Genomic DNA, 20,811 nt, shown 5'->3' on the forward strand with positions numbered 1-20,811 from the left:
TTAGGATTGTTTGATCCATTTTATAATTTCTTTTAGCGTAACCTTTTTTCCATAAATCAAAATTCCAATCCTATATATTTTTCCTGCTATGGAAATCATTATAAATACAGAAATAATCATTGAAAACATAGATAGAAGTAAATCACCGGTAGGTATGTCGTAAAAAGACCGTGTAACCATAACCATAGGGGCTGTAAATGGCACTATGCTAAGCCAAAAAGCTACATGACTATCTGGATTGTTTATAATACTTATGGAACCGTAAGCCCCAATAAGTAATGGAATTACTACTATGGGTAAGAATTGTTGAGTTTCTGTGTCATTATCAACCGCTGCTCCAATTGCAGCAAAAAAAGAACTATAGAATAGATAACCCACAAAAAAATAAAATAGAAAAATAAATACGATTAAAGGAATATTCAAATCTAATAAATTAGTTAAGGCTTCTTTTATTTGTAGCTGAGTTTCTAAACTAAAAATCGCATGAAATATATTCTGTTGAGGTGTAACTATAACACTATCTCCTAGTAAATAATTACCAATAAAAATAATGCTTAGAGTTATTAAAATCCAAATTGAAAATTGGGTAAGAGCAACTAAAGTTGTACCTAGAATTTTACCTAACATCAATTGAAAAGGTTTTACCGAAGAAATAATAATTTCAACCACACGATTATTTTTTTCTTCCATAATACTTCTCATCACCCTAGTGCCATAAATAATTGTAAACATAAGTATGATGTACATAAGAGATAAGGATATAATCTCTTTTAATGTTGTATTTGCATTGGTATGCCCATTTATTAGATTAATGCTAGTTAAAGATATGTTAGATTTGATAAGATCAATGTTTGATTGGCTAATGCCCAGTTGTAACTTACGGTTGTATTCAATGGTTTTATTAATATTATTTTCTAAAGTATGTAGTAAGGATTGATTTAAGGTCTTGTTTGAATATAATTTAATTTTATCTTCAATGTTTAATAAAAGAGGATCTTTATGATCTTTTGAAATTTGAAGAATGGCATCTAAATGATTGGTTTTAGTTAGAGAGTCTTTTAACGCATTGAAATCATTTGAGGTGTGGTATTCGTAAAAAACTTTATCAGTATTTTTAAAGCTGTTATTAAATAGTTGGTTTTCATCAATAATCGCAATATTAGAGATTGGATCATCAGACTTAAAAATATATGAAATAGCACTTCCTGCTAAAAGCAATAGTATAGGAGCAAGAACAGTAATAACAATGAAAGATTTTTTTCTTGCTTGTACAAGAAATTCCCTACGCATGATTAAGAAAATATTTCTCATAGTTATTTTGAATTTACAGCATTAATAAATATTTCATTCATACTTGGTATTTCTTCGAAAAAGGAAATTATAGTACCCTTTTTTGATAATTCATTAATTATAGCATTCGAATTTTTATCGGTAGGAATTTGAATTGAAAAATTATAAATCCCGTCTGAAAACGTAAGATTGTTTATTTCTTGTTCATTAATGAGAGATTTTATTTCATTTTCTGAAGTTTCAGTAAGAGAAATATTAAATTTATTCTTTTTGAATCTATTTCTAATATCCTTTAAAGATCCGTCTAATATTTTTTTAGAATTATTTATTAAAGCTGCATAGTCACACAATTCCTCAACTGATTCCATTCGGTGAGAAGAGAATAAAATAGTTGTTCCTTTTTGTTTTAGTTCTAAAATTTCGTTCCTTATAATATTAGCGTTAACAGGGTCAAATCCACTGAAAGGTTCATCAAAAATTAGTAATTTAGGATCGTGTAAAACGGTTACAATAAATTGTATTTTTTGAGCCATTCCTTTAGAAAGTTCACTTAATTTTTTACTCCACCATTTTTCAATGTTTAATTTGTCGAACCAATATTCAAGTTTACTTTTCGCTTCCGACTTTTTCATGCCTTTCAACTGAGCCAGATACAGGGCTTGTTCTCCAATTTTCATATTTTTGTAAAGTCCTCGCTCCTCTGGCATATAACCAATCTCTGCTATATGTTTAGGTTGTAAAGGTTCCCCATTGAAATATAGCTTACCACTGTCTGGTTTAGTTATTTGGTTTAAGATTCTTATAAATGTGGTCTTGCCCGCTCCATTAGGACCTAAAATTCCATAAATAGAACCCTTAGGAATTTGTATACTAAAATTATCAAGTGCCACTTTATCTTCGTAAGCTCGGGTAATATTTTCTGCTTGAATAAAATAATTCATAAAGAAACTAATAAAATCAATAGCCAAAATTACTAAAAGTTTTATATCTTAAAATTAAATTAAAACTAAAATTTTATATTTGTTACGATTTAAAAATTAGGTTAAAATCTAGAAAATAACTCGTTTGAGCATTGCAAAATCTTCTGCATGAATAATACTTTTATCTATTTCATATTTTTTATTTCAACCCTAGTGGGAGCACAGAATAAAAAAAAATATAATTCAAATGCAGAAACAATTCTTCATGGAAATTATGCAAGTAAAATACTTGAGAAAGTAAGAGAAAATAGGAATGTCAATAGTGTGTCAAGTTTAGAATCTTATGAATACGATTTATATCAAAAGTATTTTATTGACGATTACTTATCGGCTTATATTGATTCCATAGATCGAAATAAAAATACAAGAGAAGAATTAATTCTGATCGGGGAAAGGGTTACGAAATTTAAACATGAGAAAAATTCGGGAGACAAGAAACTAATTTTGGCTGATGCGGTATCTGGATTTAAAGAGCCTTTTTTAGAACTTTTTAAGCAAGCTGATTTTCAAGAAGAATTTCCTTCAATTTTAAGCCATGAATATTCTCAATATAATTTTAGATTAATTGATAGCACTTGGGTTGAAGATAAAAAAAACTATATTTTTTCATTCACCGCCAAAAAAAAATTATTTATAAATGGTAAGAGGGGGACACTATATATAGATTCAGCCACTTATGCAGTAACCAAATATACGGGGGTAGAATACAATGAAATGTACACTCGTACCTTTGAGAATTTATGGAAACCTTACGAAAATATTTGGTATACTGCGTCACAATCCAATCAAATTAAACTTAGAGCTATTGATTTAGCTTCTTTTTTGCCAAGGGAATTAAAAGTTAGTAAAAAGATGGTTGGGCCTTGGATTGTAATTGAAAATTCAGTGAAAAACTTAAGAAAAAAAGAAAATTTTTCAAAGCAGGAATTTAAAGGTTATACCTATGAATTGATGGAGGATTATTCAAAAGATTCGTTTAACAAATTATCCACCTATAGAAATTATCCACTTACTGAAAAAGAGAAAAACACCTATGAATTTTCTACTTTGTTTCATATATATCCCATAGAAAAAAAAATTAATTTATCTCAGAATTTAAATAGAGGAGTACTACCGGTAGGCAAGATAAATTTAAATTTGCTAAGTCTTGCTAGTTATAATGATTATGAGGGATTTAGATTTCAGTTAGGTGGTAAGACTAATTTTAAATTTAATCCCCACTATTCATGGTATGGGTATTTAGGTTATGGAACAAAAAGTACAGATTTAAATGGAGGTATAGGTACAGAATTTTTATTGAATAAGGAGGTAGAAAGAAAAATAAACTTACAAATTTTTGCAGATGTAAATCCCTTTAGTCGCTCTATAAATAGATACCCGGAAAGTTTAAGGGATATAAAACAGGAACTGAATTTTATACAAAATTCAGTGTTTTATAAATATAGAGGCGGTAAAATTTCCTATCAACAAGATTTTTTTAAGAAAATAACGACCAATTTAATCTTGGGTTACGAAGAACAAAAATCGGAGTATGAGTATTCGTTTAAAAATTTTAATAAATCTCGTTGGTTTGATCAATTTACTACAGAACTAAAGATAAAGTATTCTCCATTTGCAGAATATATGCTAACCCCGAAAGGGAAAATCACTATAAAAGATAAACCTGTATATGTATATTTAAATTATTTAAGAGCTTGGAATTTATTGGGATCTACTTTAGAATATGATAAATTAAATTTATCTTTAGATATGTCTATTAACAATTCATGGGGAAGAAGTAATTTATTCATAGAATCTGGTTTAGTATTCGGAGATACGCCTTTATGGAATATGTTTGGAAGTTTTGGTGATGCGAAGAAAGGAAGTAACATTTGGAAAAGATTTTCTTCTTTCGGTTATCATACTTTCGAAACAATGATTCCTGAAAATTTTTTCGCAGATAGATATACGGCTTTCTATTTAACGCACAATATTAGTAATATAAATTTATTTAATTTAAAAAAAATAAATATTTCCTTTCTATACAAAGGATTAGTTGGGAATTTAGATCATACAGTTTTACATCGATTTAAAGGAAGTTTTAATACCCCCAATAAATACTACCAAGAAATTGGCGTTGAATTTAATAGAATCATCTATTATTTTGGGTTAGGATTTTATTATAGAATAGGTGCATATAATGAAGGGAATTTTGATAATAATTTATTTATGAAATTAACATTCACTATCTTTTAAATTTTAAATCCAAAAAAATATCTAAATGTTTAAGTACAATTATCATATTTTAATGAGTGATATTTAAATGGAAATATTTGTGAATTAAATTAAAAGACTAATTTTGTATATAAACAACTAAAGTTAATGAAAAATTTTTTATTTTTTATTTTATTACTATTAAGTATCCATTATTATAATGGGCAAGAAAAAATCATTAAGGTTGATTCGGCTACAGGAGGATCTCTAACGATTGAAGCTAATAAAGAGATAATTGATTTGATTAATGAAGATCAATTGTGTAGAAAAGTTCCCAAATCCAATATTCCAGCTAAAGTTAGTACTTCAAGGAGTGATATTAGTGAGATTGATAATTCTAAAGTTGTAAATACTAAAACTAGTTCTTCAAATACAAATAGTGCTAGAACTGTCAATAAAGAAAATCCTAAGAATATATGTGGTTCCAGAAGGGACATCCCAGGCTATATGATTAAAGTAGGAGAAGCTAAAAGTGAACAAGATATTAATTCAATGATTTCAGATTTTAGATCCAAATTCCCATATTTAAGAGTTGAAAAGACTTATTTGAGACCAGATTGGAGACTTTTAGCCGGAGATTATTTTAAAAAAGAATCTGCACAAGCAGATTTAAAGAAAATACGTCAAACCTATCCCTCTGCAATGGTTATCAATTGGAGGATTTACTGCAACAGAGCAAAGTAAAAAGGGATAAGATAAATTGATAGGAATGATCAGTTTTTCTGGTCATTTTTTATATTTAAAAAAAATAGAAAAAAAATTATTAGTATATGATAGTAGATCAAATAGAAAAAAAAATTCAATACTTAAAGAAAAATAAATATCAACTACCTATAAAAGAAATATTATCACAAACATTCTCTCTATTTACTAAGACACTTTTTCTTGGTATATTCTCTGTTCTATTTACATCCAGTGTATTAGTGCTAGTATATCAATTTTTTACCAGTTATTTTGATCTAGCAGATTTGGACAGTACAATATATCAATCCTATATGGTATTACTTAACACATTTGTGAAAGGAGATGTTGTTAAAAGTCAAGAGGCATTAATGGGTGCAAGAAATTTACTTTTTTCTTATTTAAGTAATTTTTGCGTTATGCAAAGATTTATAATTTTAATTTTTTCAAAAATTATAATTTTTCCACTTTCAGCCGGAGTTGTTTATTGTGCTTATAAAAAAGATACGGTAGGTTTAGCTACATTTAAAGATTTGATTCGAAATTTTGAAGGACAAAGATTTCTTAATTTGGTTATTTTAGGTGTCATATATTATATAGCAATAGCAATTAGCATTGTATTTTTTTATCTTCCAATGTTAATTTTTTCGCCTTTTTTATATTTGGCAGGAGCCTTTATTGCCATAAATAATATTTCATTAAGTAAGGCATTAAAATATAGCATACAAATTGCTAAAATTAATTATGGTAAAATGCTTATGATTTCTTTGATTTCCTTCGTATTAAGTACTATTATTGGGCAGTTGTTTGGTTTTATGTTACTTTATGCATTATCAGTTCCATTTACATTGGTAATGGTATATGTAGTATATAAAAATATTTTGGGAGAAGATATTATTAGTAATGAATAAAGGTTTTAAAGGTTTGTTGTAATTAAATGAGAAGAAAAAAAAAACATAAATTATTCATAATCATATTCCTTTTTAAAAGAATAAGAGTAGAAGCTAATTTATTAGCAAGAAAATTTTTACTTACTAATCCCCAAGCATTTGTATATATTATTAGCATTATTATAGGATTAACTGGAGGAATAAGTGCAGTAATTTTAAAAAATCTAGTAAGCTTTACAGAAGAATTAATCTATCATAGAAATGGTATTTCTTATTCTAATTATTGGATAATTTTTCTACCTGCCATTGGTATACTTTTAACGGTTATGTATATAAAGTTTTTTGTAAAAGAAAACATTAGTCATGGTGTTGAAAAAGTTTTAGCAGCTATATCTAAAAATAAAAGTAGAATAAATATCAAAAATACTTACAGTTCAATAGTATCCAGTAGTCTTACCGTCGGCTTTGGAGGCTCCTCTGGTCTTGAAGCACCTATTGTTTATACTGGAGCTGCTATAGGAGCAAATGTTGCGGATAAGTTTAATTTACCCATTAAATTAAGAACCTTATTTATTGCATGCGGATGTTCAGCGGCTGTTGCAGGAATTTTTAAAGCACCAATAGCTGCTATAATTTTTTCTCTAGAAGTTATAATGATTGATTTAAGTATGTGGTCTATAATCCCCATACTAATTTCAGCCACTACAGGAGCCTTAGTTTCCTACTTTTTTTTAGGTGATGATATTTCCTTTTATTTTGCAGTTTTTGAACCTTTTGATAAATCTAAAATACCATTTTATATATTATTAGGTATTATATGTGGATTCTATGCCGTATACTTTATTAAATTTAGTAGATATATTGAAAAAAGGTTTGCGCAAAAAAAGAATATATATCTTAAGGCAATAATAGGTGGTTTAAGTGTAGGTATACTAATATTTATTTTTCCACCACTTTTTGGAGAAGGTTATATTGGCATACAGCATTTAATGAGTGATAAACCTAATGTAATCATTGAAAACTCGTTATTTAATTCATGGAAGGATAATAATTTATTTTTAATACTATTTCTATTATCAATTTTATTTATCAAAGTTATAGCTAGTAGTTTTACAACAGCTTCAGGGGGAATTGGTGGTGTTTTTGGACCTGCACTATTTACCGGAGGTGTTTTAGGGTATATTTTCGAAAAAATTATTACTAAGTTAAGCTTGATTAAATTATCAGAGCATAATTTTACTCTGGTTGGAATGGCTGGAGTTATGGCTGGTATTATGCATGCTCCAATTACTTCTATATTTTTAATAGCAGAAATTACGGGAGGTTATAGTTTACTTTTTCCACTTATAATTACCGCTACAACAGCATATTTAGTCAAATATAGATTTGATAAGTATTCTGTTTATACCTATCATCTAAAAAAAGAGAATCAAATGATTACTCATAATAAAGATAAAGAAGCTATTTTAAGAATGAATATAAATAATCTGATTGAAAGGGATTTTATAGTTGTTAAATCAACCATGAAATTGGTAGATTTTATTAAAGAAATAATCCCAAAATCAAATCGGAATTTATTTATAGTAGAAGATGATAATGGAGATTATTTAGGAGTTATTCAATTGGATGAAATCATGGGGCTATTGTTGGATAAGGAAAAATACGAAGGTTTGGAAGTGAAAGATATAGTAACCCCTTCCTCAGCAGTTATAAATTCTTTAAAAGGAGATAACGAAGCAATATTTAACTTATTTGATACTTATGATGTTTGGTATTTGCCAGTGGTTAAAAATAAAAAATATCTAGGAATGCTTTCCAAATCCAAGCTACTTCAAAAGTATAGAAAACTAATAATAGATTTTTCTGAAGATTAGTTAGTCAAAAATTTATCTTTCCATTCAGGATTCGGCATCATGCAACTTTCACTTTTACCAAAAAATTTATATCGATTTTTTGCAATCAATGAGTACAATTTATCTCTTATAAAAGAAGGGAAAATGTAAAATATACTTAGAATACTAAAAGGAAAACCTAACAATTTAAAAATTTGTAAAACAGCATCACTTTTTAAAAAGTAGGCAGAATTGGGTTGATATAATATAATAGAGTCAAAAGAATGTGAAGATAAATTCCTCTCATTTAAAAAATTTTGTCCAATTTCTGATTGAAGTGAAGCGAACTTAAACCTATTTTTTTTATCATATTTAATTATGAATTTCACCCAAGAATTACAAAGGTTACAGATCCCATCAAAAAATACAATGTAACTATTCATCATCTTTTAGCACTATATTCCTTAACTAAGTTTTCATAATTAGGCATCAATCTAATAATAAACTCTTTACAATACTCTTCTAATTCAGGGAAAAATAATAAAAATTGATTTTCAATGTTCTTTTCTTGGAGATAAATTTCTTTTATAGAATATCCCATATCTTGAATAAGATGTTTGAATTTTGACCTTTTAGTTAAATTATGTAAAGTCCATTCAATACCTTCTAGGGATTTATACTTATCAAACCAGTCATCATTAATCAAAGAGATCAAGAATACTTCTAAGTTTTTAGGAACAAGTATTTCTAAACTATTGACAAGGTTGTAACAAGAATTTTTAAAATCATAAAAAGGTTCTTTGTAAAACAGATGCCAATTTTTAATTAAAAAATAGTCATAAATTACATCTGTAATTATGGGTGCAAATTTACCATAAGATTTATGAAAAATACTTGTAGTTTCTTTTACAATAGGATGGCTATCTGTAAAAGAATCTATATGTCTATGTAAAAGAATTCCGGTAGCTATAGATTGTGGGTAATTTTGGTAATCTTTACCACGAACAACCTCACCCAAAATATTACCTATTTGAATATCGGGTATATTAAAAGATAAAAATTGGTGAGCTACAATATTCATATAATACTAATAAATATTAGTCTTCAGTAATTATTTATTATTTTTTAAAAGTATGGAATACTTTTCTTTCATTTCAATATTAATATAAGGATTCAATTTTAGTGCCATTTTTAAACAATTATTACCTTTTTCTATGTCATTTATTAAAAAATAGCAATTTCCAAGTTGATAATAAATTTCTGCTCGATTTAATGTTTTTAAGCTATTTTTCAAAATTATAATCGCTTTAGAATATTCTTTCATATTGATTAATAATTCTGAGTATGCCAACCAATTATGAAAAGTGTCTGGTTCTAGATCTATAATAATTTCAAAGGCATCAGAGGCTTCTTGGTAATTTCCTAACTGTACATTTAAGTACGCATATTTTTTCCAATAACTTACTTCCTTAGTCTCAATTTCCAAAGCTTTTTTTATAAATACAAGTGCTTCTTCTTGGTCATTCATTAGATCAAAAAGATCAGAAATTTCAAACCAAGCTTTGTCAAATTGTGGATCTTCTTTAGTAGACTTATAAAAAGCTTTCATGGCAAGGTCATGTTTTTTTAACTTATTATAAGCTAAGCCAATCTTTAAGAATGTAAAAGCAGCAGTATCATCAAAAGCTAAGGATTCTTCATAAGTTTCAATTGCTTTATCCCAAAGTTCAAGCTTTTCGTAACAAAAAGCCTTTTGAGAATAACCGGCAATACTTTTAGGATTTATTATGATTACATAATCAAAAGAAATTAAACCCTGTTTATAATTATTAATATTTAAATACTGCAAACCTAGCTGAAACCATGCTTCTTCACTGTAAGGATTATTATCTATATAATCATTTAAAAATGTTATGCAATTATTATATTCGAAACTAACTTCATAGCAATGAATGCAGGACAATAATGCATAATCATCTTTTAAATTGAATTTTAATGCGCTTTTATATGCTTCTAAAGCTTCCTTAGGTTTATTCAATTCCAGATATTCATTTCCTATACAATTGTAAATGTAATTTTCTTCTTCATGGTTTTCTAAAGCTGTTAAATAAAGTTCAATTGACTTATGATGTAGTTTCTTTAAAGACCAATATCTAGCAGAAGCTATTAAATAATCATTATTGTTAAAACAATAGTCTTTTAATGATTCAATAAAAGTGGAAGCTGTTTCAAGGTCTTCTACGCCTACGTAATACTCCAGCTGCTTAATTTTTAAATCAAGGCTTTCAGGGTATAAATTTAATGCAATCAACAATGCTTTATTTGCATATTCAAAATCATAAATATCTAAATAGAAAGTGATAATTTCGTTAAATTCATCAGAGTCAAAATAAATTGACTTATTATTCTCTAATAAATTCTCAAATTCATTAACTAAATCATTATCAAAAAAGTCTTCCACAAATATTAATTTCTAATCGTTGGTAGGTAAAATTAGTTAAAAAATCTCATTTATAATTATTTAAATAATAACTTGTTGAAAAATCATTAAGTCACAAAATAAAAGAAATTTCTTTCATTCTAAATCTTTCAATGGTATTATTGAATTGAATATTTAATAGTCCATCTCGATCTACCTCTTTAATAATACCCTTAATTACTTTTTCGTTAATAATAAATTCCCTTCCTATATTCTTGCCAAATAAATATTCATTATAAGTATTAAGAAGCACATCTGGGGCTTTTAATAATGATAAGTTAGTTTTAAAACTATTAATTAGCTGATCAACAAGTTGATGTAAGTTGTAATCCTTTAAATTGTTTTCTTTAAAAAGTGAAGTAGCGGTATAAAGATTATTAAAATTTGTTTGCTTAACATTAAGACCAATTCCAATAATATAATATTCTTTATGTTTTTCAATTAGAATTCCACAAATTTTTTTTTCATTGACAACAATATCATTGGGCCATTTTATATAAACATCATTGTTTTCAAGTATATCCATAACCCAATCTCTCATAACTACTGCAACCCATAAACTTAGATCTATGGGATTGGACATTGTTTTATGATTTAGACAAAATGACAGGGCTATATTTTTGTTGGCTTCACACTGCCAAGAACTCCCATTAACTCCTTTGCCTTTAGTTTGATTAAAAGTGTACACTCCAGAAAAGTTTACTTTATAATTATCCAAATTATCTTTTAAAAACACATTTGTAGAGCTTGTATGTAATAAATATTCTAGTGGCATAACATTTGAAATATAAATTATAAAGTTAAAATTATTAAAAATAAAGACAATTAAATATTATAAATGACTATTTTTGCTAAAATTCAAAAATTATAATATTTAGATTAGAGATTAATGCATGATTAATACAGAAGTTGACAAAGAAGTGTTGCTAAATGCAATAGTTCAAGGGATTGAAGATGTTAAAGGATACGATATAACTATTTTAAATCTTACACAATTAGAAAACAGAATCTCAGATTATTTTATTGTATGTACGGGATCTTCCAATACTCAGGTTTCTGCCATTTCAGATTCAATTGAAAGAAATGTTAGGACAAGTTTAAAAGAAAAACCATGGCATGTTGAGGGAAAAGATAATTTACAGTGGGTGTTGATGGATTATGTATCTATTGCAGTCCATATATTTCAGCCTGAATTTAGAGAATATTATGATTTAGAAAGTTTATGGGGAGATGTGGAAGTTAAGAAAATATCAGTTGAAAATTAGCATTTTATAATTATTTAAGCACAGTTAAAAATTAGTTAATATTTTGGAGACAAATAAAAATAAAAAAAATAATAAAAATAAAAAGCCATTTACATTTAATTGGTTTTATGGGATTTTAATAGTTTTTGCAGTTTTATTGCTTTCGCAAGAATTTTTATTTTCTGGGAGAAACACAAAAATTGATCAAGCAAAATTTTTCAACTATTTAGAAAAAGGGTTTGTAAGTCGTGTGGTTTTTCTAAATGCCACATCAGAAGTAAAAGTTTATTTAACCGATGAAGCTAAAAAAAATCCAGAAGTTGTAGGAAAGGAAAGTCAAAGTTTAAATCCCTTTGGTCAAATCTCAGACAGTCCACAATTTACATTTGTAGCAGGAGATAAACAATTGTTTGAAAAACAATTCAATGAAGATGTAGATAAATTAGGTCTTAAAACTAAAATTGAATTTGAAAACTCTAGCCCTTGGAGCGGAATTTTATTACAATTATTGATACCAATATTATTCTTTGGATTAATTTGGTTTTTCTTATTTAGGAGAATGGCGGGCGGTGGCGCCGGAGCGGGTGGTCAAATTTTCAGTATAGGAAAATCCAAAGCCAAACTTTTTGATGAGAATGATAATACAAAAGTAACTTTTAAAGATGTAGCAGGATTAGAAGGAGCAAAAGAAGAGGTGGAAGAAATCGTAGATTTTCTTAAAACACCTGAAAAATACACCAAATTAGGAGGTAAAATACCTAGAGGAGCGCTATTAGTAGGTCCTCCAGGAACAGGTAAAACTTTATTGGCGAAAGCTGTAGCAGGTGAAGCCAATGTTCCTTTTTTCTCATTATCAGGTTCAGACTTTGTGGAAATGTTTGTAGGCGTTGGAGCTTCTAGAGTTAGAGATTTGTTTAAACAAGCCAAAGATAAATCCCCAGCCATAATTTTTATTGATGAGATAGATGCTATAGGTAGAGCACGTGGGAAAAATAATATTACCGGCTCTAATGATGAAAGGGAGAATACATTAAATCAGTTATTGACTGAAATGGATGGTTTTGGAACCCACACAAGTGTGATTGTTTTAGCGGCAACAAATAGAGCGGATATTCTAGATAAAGCTTTATTAAGACCGGGGCGTTTTGATAGATCTATATATGTAGATTTGCCAGACTTGAACGAGAGAAGAGAAATATTTCAAGTTCATCTTAAACCACTAAAGCTAGATGAAAATCTAGATATAGAATTTTTAGCTAAACAAACTCCTGGGTTTAGTGGTGCAGATATAGCAAATGTATGTAATGAAGCAGCATTAATAGCAGCTAGAAAAGGTAAAGAAAGCGTAGGTAAACAAGATTTTTTAGATTCAGTAGATAGAATTATTGGAGGATTGGAAAAGAAAAATAAAGTTATAAAACCGCATGAGAAAAAAAGAGTAGCCTTCCATGAAGCCGGTCATGCTACAATTAGCTGGATGGTTGAACACGCTGCGCCCTTATTAAAAGTAACTATTGTGCCTAGAGGTCGTTCACTAGGAGCTGCATGGTATCTTCCGGAGGAAAGACAATTGACAACTACAGAGCAAATGTTTGATGAAATATGTGCTACATTAGGAGGTAGAGCAGCAGAGGAAGTAATATTTGGTGACATTTCTACCGGAGCATTGTCGGATTTGGAAAAAGTTACTAAACAAGCCAACGCTATGGTAACTATTTATGGATTAAGTGAAAAAATAGGCAATATTTCTTATTATGACAGTTCAGGGAATGAATATGGATTTACTAAACCTTATTCTGAAGTAACTTCCGAGATTATTGATAAAGAAATTTCAAGAATTATTGAAAATCAATACGAAAGAGCCAAAGAAATACTTCTTGAGAATAAGGATAAGCTAACTGAATTGGCTAATAAATTGCTTGAAAAAGAAGTAATTTTTAAAGATGATCTAGAAGAAATCTTTGGTAAAAGAAAATTTGAAGAGGAAACCTTTTCTCAAGAAATAGAAGATGATAATACAACTAAAGAAAATAATAATTCTTCAGATTATCATATATAAATATATCGTTAACCTTTCCTATAAATATTAGTAAAAGATTTAATAGTTAAGGTTAATAAATTTATTTTATAAATTTAGAAAACTAAGTTTTTAGATTTAATATTGCAGGATTGATGGGTTTTTTAGATAAAATATTTGGAAAGAAAAAAAAAGATGAAATTTTAGACTGGAATATTGTTAATCAAGAAGAAGATCAATCTGTAATATTTGTTGAAAAATTTAAAAGTGCTGGAGGAATGTTCTTTTATAACGATGATGAAAGTGAAGCACTACAAACATTGAAAAATATATTAATCGTTGAAGATATAAGTGAAGTATTATGTCTGAATCCTAAACTTATATCAATGTTAAATGTGTTGGATTGTAATAATACCCCAATATGTAATGGAAAGCAAGACATAGCATTTATAAATTGTGAATATTTAGTAACTTTAGATGGTTCAGTAATGGTATCATCAGATCAAATTTCACATCTAAAAAAATCAGATCTTCCTAATAAAATTATAGTGTGGGCAAGTCCAGATCAAATAATTAGTTCTTCCAGTGAAGGATTGGAAAAGATTAGAGTTTCTAAAAAACAAAAATTGCCCTCAAACATTACAACAATACATGGGAATCAAGTTCAAGGATTTAGTGGTTTATCAACCACACGAAAATTATATCTGTTATTAGTTGAAGAATCATATATAGCTTAAATTAAATGTTAACGCGTACTTTTTCAGGATTAATATATATATTCCTAATTTTTATTTGTTCAAATAATATATTTTCGGATTTTTCATATACATATTTTAATATTAAGATAAATGCAGGTTTATTATTTTATATATTGAACTCTCTGTTTTTACTTTGTTGTTTAGTAGAATGTATAAAACTATTAAAGTATTCAACATTTATCTATAAATTATTGACAATAGCAGTTGTATTCATATTATATTATTATTCATCCATCCATTATTTCAACCATAGTTTTTACATATCGTCATTGTATATACGTTATTTGTTAACTCTCTTGTTGTTTTTTTTATCTATTGTTACTATTTTTAAGTATTCCAATGAACTATATTCAGATTCATCCAAATTAATTTTTGTCTTAGCCTATTTAGGGGTTCCTTTTGGTTTATCACTAGCATTACCAAACAGCTATAGAGACTACACTTCTGAGGTATTCTATATTTTTTTACTAATTTGGGTTAGTGATAGTTTTGCATATATAATAGGAAGTAAATTTGGAAAGAGAAAGTTATCTCCTAAAATATCTCCCAATAAATCAATTGAAGGATTGTTAGGGGGCATATTTTTTACACTTGTTGCGGGAATATTAATTGAATACAATTTAAAAATATTAAAAGGAAATTGGATAGTGATTAGTTTATTAATATCTATATTTGCACCCATTGGAGATTTAGCAGAATCAAAGTTAAAAAGAGTATTTAAGGTAAAAGATTCAGGCAAATTAATGCCAGGACATGGAGGGCTTCTAGATCGATTAGATAGCTACATTATTTGTGTTCCAGTAGTATTTACCTATTATTTAATATTATCTAAAATATGAGGTTTCATAAAGCAGGGACAGAAATAATAACAATAAGCGTTATCCTATTTCTAATAATAAATTTAGTTTCAATCTATTTATTTAAATACTGGAGTGTAATTATTTTTATACTGACACTTGCACTCTTGGCTTTTATTCTATGGTTTTTTAGAAATCCCAAAAGATTTATTAAAGCTAATAACAATGAAATTGTAGCACCTGTTGATGGTAAAGTTGTCGTTGTAAAAGAAGTTTATGAGAAAGAGTTTTTAAAAACCTCATGTATTCAGATATCCATATTTATGTCGCCCTTAAATGTTCATGTGTGTAGATATCCGGTAAGTGGTGAGGTTATTTATACCAAATATCATCCAGGTAAATTTTTAGTAGCATGGCATGAAAAATCATCTGAGTTAAATGAAAGAACAACAGTTGTGGTGCAAAATGAATGTAATCAGCAAATTTTATTTAGGCAAATAGCTGGGGCTATGGCTAGAAGAATAGTTTTATACCCTAAAATAGGAGATACTGCTGTTGCAGGTAATGATTATGGATTTATAAAATTTGGCTCAAGATTAGACGTGTTTTTACCATTAGGAACAGATATTTTAGTTAAGGTTGGCGATAAAATTCCGAATGGAGGTGAGAAAATTATCGCACGTTTAAAATAAAATTTAAAATAGTATTTGTATATATATAAAAAAAAGTATAATTTCGCATTCCAAATTCGTAGTAAAGATGAAAAAAGAAATTCACCCAGATAATTATAGATTAGTTGTATTTAAAGATATGAGTAATGAAGAAATGTTCCTTTGTAGATCTGCTGCAGATACAAAAGATACAATTGAATATGAAGGTGTGGAATATCCTTTAATAAAAATGGAGATTTCAAGTACTTCTCATCCTTTTTACACAGGAAAAGTTAAATTGGTTGATACAGCTGGTAGAGTTGATAAGTTTTTTAACAAATATAAAAGTTATAAAAAATAGCTTTATTCAATTAAAATAAAATTTATACCCATTGTTATAAAATTAACAATGGGTTTTTTATGGCATAACTATTGACCTTAAAATAAAGGTACAAAATTTTTCCATATTTTTTGAAATTTGTATGTAACTAACAAAAAATGTATTTATGAAAAAAAAACTGTTTATCATATTTTTCGCTTTACTTTCAATGATAACCTTTGCTCAAGATCGTTATAAGTATAGACAAGAAATACAGTCAACAAATGATAAAATACTTCTAATTGAGAATATGGTAAAGAATGAATTTGGCGAACCCTCTTCACCAGGTATATGGACATCAAATAACTCTGATTTTGGACTTATGATTAGAACTAAGGGCAATTCTTTTAGTATAAGTGCTTGGCAAATATCTGATAATCCTGAAATTAAGATTAGAGTAGAAAGATTGATGAATAAAGTTAAATCTATTTTATAGATAATTTAAACATATTTGAATGAAATTAGATATTTTGGCTATAGGAGCCCATCCTGATGATGTAGAACTAGGTTGTGGAGGAACATTAGCAAAAATGATTTCTCAAAACTATAAAGTAGGTATTCTAGATTTAACTCAAGGAGAATTAGGTACTAGAGGAACTTATCAAACAAGAAAATCTGAAGCTGATTTAGCCAGTCGTATTTTAGGTGTATTTTATAGAGATAATCTTAAATTTAAAGATGGTTTCTTTACGAACGATGAATTTCATCAACTTGAGATTATAAAGATTATTAGAAAATATCGCCCCAACATTATACTTGCTAATGCTATAGAAGATAGACATCCAGACCATGGAAAGGCTGCTAAGCTGGTAAATGATTCAATTTTTTTATCGGGACTGGCTAAAATTGAAACGATATTGGATGGAAATTTTCAAGAGAGGTGGAGACCTAAGCATACGTTCAACTATATCCAGTGGAAGGAACTAAAACCAGATTTTGTTATTGATATTTCTGGGTTTTTAGATATAAAAGTCCAAGCATGTTTAGCATATAAAACCCAATTTTATGATCCAGAATCAAAAGAATTAGATACACCTATAACCTCATTAAATTTTAAAAAAAGTATTATTTACAGAGCTGAAAATTTGGGTAGGCTAGTGGGGTGTGATGCTGGGGAGGGTTTTACCAGTGCAAGCTGGATAGGATTAAAAGATTTTGATAATTTTATTTGATAATAAGAAATCTATTTATATATTTGCAATCCTAAATGGTGACCATAGCTCAGTTGGTTAGAGCGTCGGATTGTGGTTCCGAAGGTCGTGGGTTCGAGACCCATTGGTCACCCTATTAAAAAGTGAGATTTATAAAATAAATCTCACTTTTTGTTTATAAATACAAATAATAATAAAATTTTTTAAAAAATGATTGAATGCTATGATTACATAAGATTATTATTTGGAGAAACTATTTTATGAAATAGTGATTACTTATATAAAATTAAAATTTTTAAAAATTACAAGAAAAATTTTAATTAAAGAGCTATATAAGCACTATGAATTAGCGAAAATTTGATTAAATGAAGTTCTTGTACCATTCCCATAAAATTATACCCGAACAAACGCTAACATTTAATGAATGTTTAGTTCCGGATTGAGGAATTTCAACGAACAGATCAATTTCATCCAGAATTGAATCTGTAATTCCATCGACTTCATTGCCAAGAATCAAAGCATACTTATTTTTATAGTTAATAGTAAAATCTTGTAATAGAATACTATCTTTTACTTGTTCTATACCAACAAGTAAATAACCCTCCTTCTTTAAATTTTTAATTAGTTGTAATATATCTTCATAAAATTCCCAATCAACACTTTCAGTTGCCCCAAGAGCAGTTTTCTGTATTTCTCTGTGAGGTGGACAAGGAGTTATACCACACAAAAATATCTTCTTAATAGAAAAAGCATCAGAAGTTCGGAACACTGAACCTACATTATTCATGGAGCGAATATTATCCAGTAATACAACTACAGGAATTTTTTCACTTGTTTTGAATTCTTCAATAGATTTTCTATTTAAAGCATCTAATTTAAGTTTTTCTGTTTTTTTTTCTAAAGACATATAATATTTGTAATTTATAAAATAAAACAATTTAAAGGATGTTATGTGAAATTGTATAAATAATTCGTACTAATAAAATAAAACTTATTTATAGATTTCAATAATAATATATGATTATTGAAATTTTATAAAACTAATTTAGGTTTTCTAACTACGGGTAAAATTTCATTCCGAGACAATGCATATTTATTAATTTCCTCTAAAGATAGAATTTCGTAGTACTTTACTTGTTCAACTTGAAAACCACCTTTCTCTAATCGTTTAAAATAATCCAAACCATACCATCGGACGTGGTCATACTGCCCAAAATGTAATTTTCTATCTTCTTTTTTAGTTATGGTAAAGTCTTCATAAGTATATTTTTCATTAGATCTCATAGGGACTTGAAAAATGCCCCATCCTCCAGGTTTCATGGTTCTATAAAGTTCAGAAATAGCTTTGGCATCATCTTCAATATGTTCCAATACATGATTACAAAAAATCACATCGAATTCATTATCTTTAAAAGGAAGATTTAATATGTCAGCTTTAACATCAACTATGGGAGAGTATAAATCCGCAGTAATATAATCTATATTCGTAAGACTTTTAAATCTTTTTAAAAAGCATTGTTCGGGAGCAATACTTAAAACTTTTAATTTAGAAGAAAAAAAATTGGTATCCCTTTGTAAATACAGCCACATAAGACGGTGTCTTTCTAAAGACAATGTTCCAGGTGCTAAGACATTGTTTCTAACATTTCCATAGCCGTATGGAAGAAATTTACGATAAGACTTCCCATCAATAGGATCCGTATACTTATTTCCTTTATAATAGATTGAAATTATCGGAGCAATGGCATAGCTAAATTTAATCAGAATAGGTCTAGGAAATAAGTTTAAAAAATATTTAAAAATTTTTTTATTCATTCTTAATATTGGAAGAATGGATTAAGGATTAAAAATAAATTCTTCCTCTTCGTTAGAAGAAATTCCCAAGGCATCGTAAATGAATTTGTAAGTGGTGAGAAGCTTAGGCATTCCATCCACCACAGCAACATCATGTTCAAAATGACAAGAAGGTTTATGATCTTGAGTGGTTACCGTCCATCCATCCTTATGAAATTTTACTTTGTGAGTGCCTAAATTAATCATAGGTTCAATAGCTACCACCAAACCTTCATCTATTCTAGCTCCACTACCTTTTCTTCCATAATTAGGTACTTGTGGATCTTCGTGCATGGATTTACCCAAACCATGTCCAACCAATTCTCTAACAACACCGTAGCCGGCATTTTCACAAATTAGTTGAATGGCAAAACTTATATCTCCAATACAATTCCCTTTTTTACATTTTTTTATACCAGCGTAAAGACTTTGCTTGGTAATATCCATCATTTTTTGTATACTAGAATCAACTTCACCCACGGCAAAGGTATAGGCCTGATCTCCATAATAACCATTTTTTAATGCGCCACAATCAATGGAGATAATATCCCCGTCTTTAAGGATATAGTTATTCGGAATTCCATGAACAACCTGATCGTTCGGAGACATGCACAAAGTATTAGGGAAATCATACAAACCTAAAAAACCCGGTTCTGCACCTTGATCTCTAATAAATTCTTCCGCTATTTTATCTAAATGAATTAAAGATACTCCCGGGGAAATTTCTTTTGCTAAAATCCCCAAAGTTTTTGAAACTATTTGGGCACTTTCATACATTAATTTTATTTCTTCTTTCGTTTTTAGTTGTATCATGATCCAAATAATTTTGATAAAAAACTTTTCTTTCTTCTATGCTTTTTTTTAGAATAAGGGATGATTTGTCTTCCTTCTATACCAAATTCTATCTTCTCTTTTATAATTTGATAAACCTCCCCCCAACCAGGGAAACCACCTAAATTACGATCGTCGATAAAATAATCAGCATTTATTTTTCTACTTTGAGATTCTTCGAAAACTTCTCCTTCATAACTTGAATTAACAGAATAAAATTCAATCCCATTTTTTCTGCAAAATTCAATAGCTTCTTCCAATGCTTTACCACTACGATAGGTCCATAGTATTAATCTATAGCCTTTGGATTGTAATTTTTGCATAGTTTCAAAAGCAAAAAGCAGGGGCCTACCAATTTCAGGATAGTTATCTTCTACGATAGTGCCATCAAAATCAATGGCTATAATCTTATTATTCATACTTTAAGCTTCGTAATCAAATATTATTACAAATGTAAATAAATTCTTTAAGGTTTAATATTATAAAAAAGATATTATCCCACTAAATACAATCCCATTTAAAATTATAAAAAATATTAACAAAAAGTCAATTTCTTATTTATAGATAATTATACGTATTAGAAAATTTAAATAGGAATTGCAATATGTTTTTCAATAATGTTTGATTAAAAATTTAATAGTTTTATAAAGCTAAATATCTTAACTTGTATAAATAATTAAAGAAATTGAAGTTAAGAGACTTAAAAATTTTAAAAATTGTTTTTTAAATTAAGACAAATAGGTAGA

The 20,811-nt window shown here is 28.1% G+C and carries 22 protein-coding genes and 1 tRNA gene; 13 read left to right on the plus strand and 10 right to left on the minus strand.

The genetic code is table 11. The features are described 5' to 3' along the window. Positions 1-1,311 (minus strand): ABC transporter permease, encoded by a 1,311-nt coding sequence (locus tag ETU10_RS06310; protein WP_146310754.1) that lies wholly within the window; start codon positions 1,309-1,311, stop codon positions 1-3. Between the two features lie 2 nt (positions 1,312-1,313). Then, complete coding sequence (locus tag ETU10_RS06315) at positions 1,314-2,231, minus strand: ABC transporter ATP-binding protein (protein WP_146310756.1); 918 nt, start codon at positions 2,229-2,231, stop codon at positions 1,314-1,316. A 147-nt stretch (positions 2,232-2,378) separates the two neighbouring features. Between ETU10_RS06315 and ETU10_RS06320 the strand changes: the two genes are divergently transcribed. From ETU10_RS06320 to ETU10_RS06335, 4 genes are all read left to right on the plus strand, one after another. Continuing rightward, entirely contained in the window at positions 2,379-4,505 is a 2,127-nt protein-coding gene (locus ETU10_RS06320; protein ID WP_146310758.1) for a hypothetical protein, read from the plus strand. 126 nt (positions 4,506-4,631) lie between these two features. Then, positions 4,632-5,207 (plus strand): SPOR domain-containing protein, encoded by a 576-nt coding sequence (locus ETU10_RS06325; protein WP_146310760.1) that lies wholly within the window; start codon positions 4,632-4,634, stop codon positions 5,205-5,207. 86 nt (positions 5,208-5,293) lie between these two features. Then, the gene (locus tag ETU10_RS06330) at positions 5,294-6,115 is read left to right on the plus strand and encodes a hypothetical protein (protein WP_146310762.1); all 822 of its coding nucleotides are present in this window, start codon (positions 5,294-5,296) and stop codon (positions 6,113-6,115) included. A gap of 26 nt (positions 6,116-6,141) precedes the next feature. Next, positions 6,142-7,968: a chloride channel protein gene (locus ETU10_RS06335; protein WP_146310764.1), complete on the plus strand. Its 1,827-nt coding sequence runs from the start codon at positions 6,142-6,144 to the stop codon at positions 7,966-7,968. Here the strand turns inward: ETU10_RS06335 and ETU10_RS06340 are convergent. The 4 genes from ETU10_RS06340 to ETU10_RS06355 all read right to left on the minus strand — a co-directional run bounded on the left by ETU10_RS06340 (position 7,965) and on the right by ETU10_RS06355 (position 11,180). Then, a complete protein-coding gene (locus ETU10_RS06340) occupies positions 7,965-8,372 on the minus strand; it encodes a thiol-disulfide oxidoreductase DCC family protein (RefSeq protein ID WP_146310766.1) in 408 nt (135 codons plus the stop codon). The genes ETU10_RS06335 and ETU10_RS06340 overlap by 4 nt on opposite strands. Beyond that, a complete protein-coding gene (locus tag ETU10_RS06345; RefSeq protein WP_146261750.1) occupies positions 8,369-9,007 on the minus strand; it encodes an acyl carrier protein phosphodiesterase in 639 nt (212 codons plus the stop codon). The genes ETU10_RS06340 and ETU10_RS06345 overlap by 4 nt, the downstream gene beginning before the upstream one ends. Before the next feature lie 30 nt (positions 9,008-9,037). Further along, a complete protein-coding gene (locus tag ETU10_RS06350; RefSeq protein ID WP_146310768.1) occupies positions 9,038-10,387 on the minus strand; it encodes a tetratricopeptide repeat protein in 1,350 nt (449 codons plus the stop codon). A 91-nt stretch (positions 10,388-10,478) separates the two neighbouring features. Further along, a complete protein-coding gene (locus tag ETU10_RS06355) occupies positions 10,479-11,180 on the minus strand; it encodes a biotin--[acetyl-CoA-carboxylase] ligase (protein WP_146310770.1) in 702 nt (233 codons plus the stop codon). Positions 11,181-11,298: 118 nt separating this feature from the next. Here ETU10_RS06355 and rsfS point away from each other — a divergent pair, with 118 nt between their 5' ends. The 9 genes from rsfS to ETU10_RS06400 all read left to right on the plus strand — a co-directional run bounded on the left by rsfS (position 11,299) and on the right by ETU10_RS06400 (position 17,534). Further along, complete coding sequence (gene rsfS, locus ETU10_RS06360; RefSeq protein WP_146261747.1) at positions 11,299-11,670, plus strand: ribosome silencing factor; 372 nt, start codon at positions 11,299-11,301, stop codon at positions 11,668-11,670. 40 nt (positions 11,671-11,710) lie between these two features. Further along, a complete protein-coding gene (gene ftsH, locus ETU10_RS06365) occupies positions 11,711-13,708 on the plus strand; it encodes an ATP-dependent zinc metalloprotease FtsH (RefSeq protein WP_394344704.1) in 1,998 nt (665 codons plus the stop codon). A gap of 113 nt (positions 13,709-13,821) precedes the next feature. Further along, a complete protein-coding gene (locus ETU10_RS06370; protein WP_146310772.1) occupies positions 13,822-14,403 on the plus strand; it encodes a hypothetical protein in 582 nt (193 codons plus the stop codon). Positions 14,404-14,408: 5 nt separating this feature from the next. Continuing rightward, entirely contained in the window at positions 14,409-15,263 is an 855-nt protein-coding gene (locus tag ETU10_RS06375; RefSeq protein ID WP_146310774.1) for a phosphatidate cytidylyltransferase, read from the plus strand. Further along, positions 15,260-15,913, plus strand: coding sequence for a phosphatidylserine decarboxylase family protein (locus ETU10_RS06380; protein ID WP_146310776.1), 654 nt, complete (start codon positions 15,260-15,262; stop codon positions 15,911-15,913). Before ETU10_RS06375 ends, ETU10_RS06380 begins: the two co-directional genes overlap by 4 nt. A gap of 67 nt (positions 15,914-15,980) precedes the next feature. Then, positions 15,981-16,232, plus strand: coding sequence for a type B 50S ribosomal protein L31 (locus ETU10_RS06385; protein ID WP_146261742.1), 252 nt, complete (start codon positions 15,981-15,983; stop codon positions 16,230-16,232). A gap of 145 nt (positions 16,233-16,377) precedes the next feature. Continuing rightward, a complete protein-coding gene (locus ETU10_RS06390) occupies positions 16,378-16,686 on the plus strand; it encodes a hypothetical protein (protein WP_146261741.1) in 309 nt (102 codons plus the stop codon). Positions 16,687-16,705: 19 nt separating this feature from the next. Further along, the gene (gene bshB1 / locus ETU10_RS06395) at positions 16,706-17,422 is read left to right on the plus strand and encodes a bacillithiol biosynthesis deacetylase BshB1 (RefSeq protein ID WP_146261740.1); all 717 of its coding nucleotides are present in this window, start codon (positions 16,706-16,708) and stop codon (positions 17,420-17,422) included. A 38-nt stretch (positions 17,423-17,460) separates the two neighbouring features. Further along, positions 17,461-17,534: transfer RNA gene (locus tag ETU10_RS06400), tRNA-His, on the plus strand. A 228-nt stretch (positions 17,535-17,762) separates the two neighbouring features. Here ETU10_RS06400 and ETU10_RS06405 read toward each other — a convergent pair. From ETU10_RS06405 to ETU10_RS06420, 4 genes are all read right to left on the minus strand, one after another. Next, the gene (locus ETU10_RS06405; RefSeq protein WP_146310778.1) at positions 17,763-18,308 is read right to left on the minus strand and encodes an RNA methyltransferase; all 546 of its coding nucleotides are present in this window, start codon (positions 18,306-18,308) and stop codon (positions 17,763-17,765) included. A gap of 125 nt (positions 18,309-18,433) precedes the next feature. Then, positions 18,434-19,216, minus strand: a complete 783-nt coding sequence (locus tag ETU10_RS06410; protein ID WP_146310780.1) for a class I SAM-dependent methyltransferase — start codon at positions 19,214-19,216, stop codon at positions 18,434-18,436. Between the two features lie 21 nt (positions 19,217-19,237). After that, positions 19,238-20,047 (minus strand): type I methionyl aminopeptidase, encoded by an 810-nt coding sequence (gene map, locus ETU10_RS06415; protein ID WP_146310782.1) that lies wholly within the window; start codon positions 20,045-20,047, stop codon positions 19,238-19,240. Beyond that, on the minus strand, positions 20,044-20,484 hold the full coding sequence (locus ETU10_RS06420; protein WP_146261736.1) for a BT0820 family HAD-type phosphatase: 441 nt from the start codon (positions 20,482-20,484) through the stop codon (positions 20,044-20,046). The genes map and ETU10_RS06420 overlap by 4 nt, the downstream gene beginning before the upstream one ends. Between the last annotated feature and the right edge of the window lie 327 nt (positions 20,485-20,811).

This window comes from Apibacter muscae, from assembly GCF_007845595.1.
GTDB lineage: Bacteria > Bacteroidota > Bacteroidia > Flavobacteriales > Weeksellaceae > Apibacter > Apibacter muscae.